Source organism: Xanthomonas cucurbitae, from assembly GCF_002939885.1.
GTDB classification, from domain to species: domain Bacteria; phylum Pseudomonadota; class Gammaproteobacteria; order Xanthomonadales; family Xanthomonadaceae; genus Xanthomonas; species Xanthomonas cucurbitae.
Genome location: NZ_MDED01000075.1, coordinates 1 through 4,228 on the forward strand (window position 1 = coordinate 1; position 4,228 = coordinate 4,228).

At 66.7% G+C, this 4,228-nt stretch carries 1 protein-coding gene; it reads left to right on the forward strand.

Annotation, left to right across the window (positions count from 1 at the left end; all coding sequences use genetic code 11):
* Positions 1-301 precede the first annotated feature (301 nt).
* Positions 302-3,796, forward strand: a complete 3,495-nt coding sequence (locus XcuCFBP2542_RS18505) for a glycosyltransferase (RefSeq protein ID WP_104605675.1) — start codon at positions 302-304, stop codon at positions 3,794-3,796.
* Positions 3,797-4,228: the final 432 nt, after the last annotated feature.

The following is a 4,228-nucleotide window of genomic DNA, read 5'->3' on the forward strand; positions in this document are numbered from 1 at the left end:
TGCCCAAGGTGGCCGAGGCGTGGGTTTGGCTGGCTCAAGCGCGATTGCTGCTGGCGCGGCTGACTGGTTAATTATGTAAACACCCTCTTAGATCTCGACGGATATCATTCCATCGACGCACCTCATAAATACCATGCTTCGAGCGGCACGCATATTGCATCGGCGTTCGGCCAGTTCGATGATCGCTGCCTTCAGCGGTGATCGGACCGATTCGCGCCGGCATCGCGTCTATATCGGATAACTCTTGAATGCTCAACTCTGACGACCGACCGTGAGCTCTTCTGCCTTGGTCAGCATCGTCATGCCGACCTACAAGCCGCGCTACTTCGTTCACGCGTTGGACAGCGTGCTGGCGCAGACCTATCCGGCGCTGGAGCTTGTGATCTGCGACGACAATGCCGATGGTGCGATCGAGGCGCTGCTGGCGCCCAGGCTGGCGAGCGCCCCGTTCCCGATCCGCTACCACCGCAACACACCACGGATTGGCGAGCGCGTCAGTACGATCAAGGGAATCGGCCTGGCGCAGGGCGAGTACGTGAAGTTTCTGCACGACGACGATGTGCTGGAGCCCGATTGCATCGCGCAGCTGGTGGAAGCGATCGAGCGCACCCCCGGCACGGTGATGGCTTCCTCGCGGCGGCAACGCATCGACGACGATGGCGCGCCGTTGCCGGACATCCTGGCCACCAGCTTTCCGTTCGACGAAGACGTACTGATCGATGGTCCGGAGCTGGTGTCGTTCCTGGCCGACCACGCCATCAACTTCATCGGCGAGCCCAGCTGCGTGCTGTGCCGGCGTGCCGATCTGCTGGCGTTGGGCGATGAGCTGATGGCGTTGGACGGTAAGGCCATCGATTGGGTCGGTGATCTGGCGATCTACGTCAAGCTGCTGCGCCGCGGCAACCTGGCGTTTCTGGCTAGCCCGCTGACGCACTTCCGCGTGTCCAGCGCGCAGTTCAGCCAGGCCGGCCGCGATCAGATCGGGGTCGGCGATCAGGGCCATGAGGACCTGCGCCAAGGCATCCGGCAGCTCGGTTGGCGGCGCGAGAGCGGCAACAACCGGCAGGTGCGCGTGGCGCCGCTCGGCTCGCACAAGGCGCGGGTGTTCAAGTCGGTGGATCTGGTCAATGCGTTGATGCGCAGTGCCGGCATGACCGAGCAGGTGTCGGCCGCGACCTGGTTGGGTATGCGGCACGCCCCCCCCGCGCAGCGTGCATTGATCGATGCCCGCCTGGAGGCGCATGCCGGCGGGCCACGGATTGCGGTGATGTTGATCGACCGCGATGGCGATGCCCAGGCCGTGGCCGCCACGCTGGCCAGCCTGCAGGCGCCCGGCGGCTATCCCAACCAGCAGACCTGGGTGCTCAGCGCCTCGCCGATGCAGGTGAGCAACGCCGAACGCGGGGTGCTGATCGACAACGACGCCCTGGTGCCGGCACTCAACCAGGCCATCGCCGCGCAGCAGGTCATCGACTGGGTGCTGGTGGTCGATGCCGGTGCCGTGTTCACCCTCAGCGGGCTGACCGTGGCGGCGTTGGGCCTGCTCGCGCTGCCGGATACCTGCCAGGCGGTGTACGCCGACGAAGTGGTGGCGCTGGACGACCGCCAACTGGGGCTGGCGCTGCGGCCGGCGCTGTACCTGGACGCGCTGCTGAGCGCGCCGTCCACGTTGTCGCGGCACTGGCTGTTCCGCCAGGCCACGCTGGTGGCCGATGGCGGATTTCCGGCAGGTCCAGGCGCGGCCTTCGAGCTGAATTACCAGTTGGGGCTGGTCGAACGCCACGGGCTCGGCGCTGTGCAGCACATCGCCGAGCCGCTGCTGGCGGCCTCCTCCCAAACCCGGCATGGCGATGCCGACGAACACCAGGCCATTGCGCGTCATCTCGCTGCGCGCGGTTATATAGACGCGCAGGTGCACAGCGCCGGCCCTGGCCGTCATGCGCTGGAGTACCGGCACGCGCAGCAGCCGTTGGTGAGCATTCTGGTGCTGGTCGATGGCCGCTTGGCGCAGGTGCAGCGCTGCCTGGAAAGCATCCTGGCCAACACGGCTTACCCGCACTACGAAGTGCTGCTGCTGGACCGCAGCAGCACCGAGCCGGCACTGCGCGACTGGCTGGCCGGTATCGAGGCGATGGGCATGCAGCAAATCCGCGTGCTGCGTTTCGACGCCGCGCCCTGCCGCGAAGCAGTCTGCAATACCGCCGCCGAGCATGCGCGTGGGGACGTGCTGCTGTGGCTGGCCGCAGGCGCGGCAGTGATGAAGGCCGATTGGCTGGAGCAATTACTCAACCACGCACTGCGCCCAGAAGTGGGCGCGGTCGGCGGTAAGCTGCTGCGCGGCGATGGCACCGTGCACCATGCCGGCCTGTTGCTGGGCCTGGGCGCGCCGGTGGCACGCGCGTTCGAAGGCAGCGCCTTCGACGACTCCGGTTATCTGCAACGCCTGCAGCTGGACCAGAACTACGCCGCGCTGAGTGGCGAGTGCCTGATGTTGCCGCGCCAGCTGTTCCTGGAGGCCGGCGGCTTTGCGCTGGAGCCGGAACTAGCGCCGTGGAGCGATGCGGACCTTTGCCTGCGCCTGCATCAGGCCGGCTACCTCAATGTGTTCGCGGCGCGCGCGCAACTGTTGATCGACCCGCTGGACACGCCCGCCGCCACGGCGCTGGACGAAGAGGCGATGTATGCGCGTTGGTCGCCGCTGATGGCCAACGACCCGGCCTACAACCCGGGGTTTTCACTGGACCCGGGGGCCGGCTTCCAGCTGGCCGATCCGCGCGCCAGTTGGCGCCCACTGCAGTCGTGGCGGCCGCTGCCGCGGGTGATGGGGCTGCCAGCGGACATCGAAGGCTGCGGGCATTACCGGGTGATCCAGCCGCTGCGCGCCCTGCGCGAGGCCGGACTGGCCGAAGGCGTGCTGTTCAACGGGTATCTGGAGATCGCCGAACTGGCGCGTCAGGATCCCGACGTGGTGATCCTGCAACGCCAGGTTGGCGAGGCGCGGCTGGAAGCGATGCGGCGGATGAAGGCGCTGTCGCGCGCATTCAAGGTCTACGAGCTGGACGATTACCTGCCCAATCTGCCGCTGAAGAATGCCCACCGCGAGCAGATGCCCAAGGACATTCTCAAGACCGTTCGGCGCGGGCTGGGCCTGGTGGACCGCTTCGTGGTGTCCACCCCTGCCCTGGCCGAGGCCTTTGCCGGGCTGCACAGCGACATTCGCGTGGCGGAAAACCGCCTGCCGCCGCATTGGTGGGACTCTCTGCCGGCGCGAGGCGAGCGCCAAAGTGGCAAACCACGCATCGGCTGGGCCGGTGGCGCCAGCCATACCGGCGATCTGGAGCTGATTGCCGAGGTGGTGAAGGAACTCGCTGGCGAGGTGGACTGGGTGTTCATGGGGATGTACCCGTTTGCGCTGCGCCAGCATATCCACCGCTTCCAGCCTGGCGTGCCGATCGATCACTACCCGGCCGCGCTGGCGGCACTGGATCTGGACCTGGCGCTGGCGCCGGTGGAGCAGAACCTGTTCAACGCGTGCAAGAGCAATCTGCGCCTGCTGGAATACGGTGCCTGCGGTTATCCGGTGATTGCCAGCGACGTGCGTTGCTACCAGGGCACCTTGCCGGTGACTCTGGTGAAGAACCGCTACCGCGACTGGATCGGCGCGATCCGCGAGCATCTGGCCGACCCCGACAGCGCGCGAGCCAAGGGAGCAGCCCTGCGCGAGGTCGTGCGGCGCGATTGGTTTCTCAGCGGCAGCAATCTGGACACCTGGCGAGCCGCCTGGTTGCCGGACTAGCGCGAGCACGCTGCTTCAGCGGTTTCCCGTTTGCAGTAGAGCGGATGTATGGCTGCATGTGAATTGGCGGTTGCCCTCATCCGGCGCTGCGCGCCACCTTCTCCCGCCAGCGGGAGAAGAAAAGTCTGGTGGCGCGTGATTTGTCGGTGGCCCTGCAACTGACTCTCCATCGCTCCCTTCCCCCGCTTGCGGGGGAAGGTGCCCGAAGGGCGGATGGGGGCGTGCGTCCATACTCCGATGCCGCGCGTTGCCATGCCTGTAAGAGGATGCCGCCCTCATCCGGCGCTGCGCGCCACCTTCTCCCGCCAGCGGAAGAAGGAAAGTCTGGCGGCGCGTGATCTGTCGGTGGCCCTGCAACTGACTCTCCATCGCTCCCTTCCCCCGCTTGCGGGGGAAGGTGCCCGAAGGGCGGATGGGGGCGTGCGTCCATAC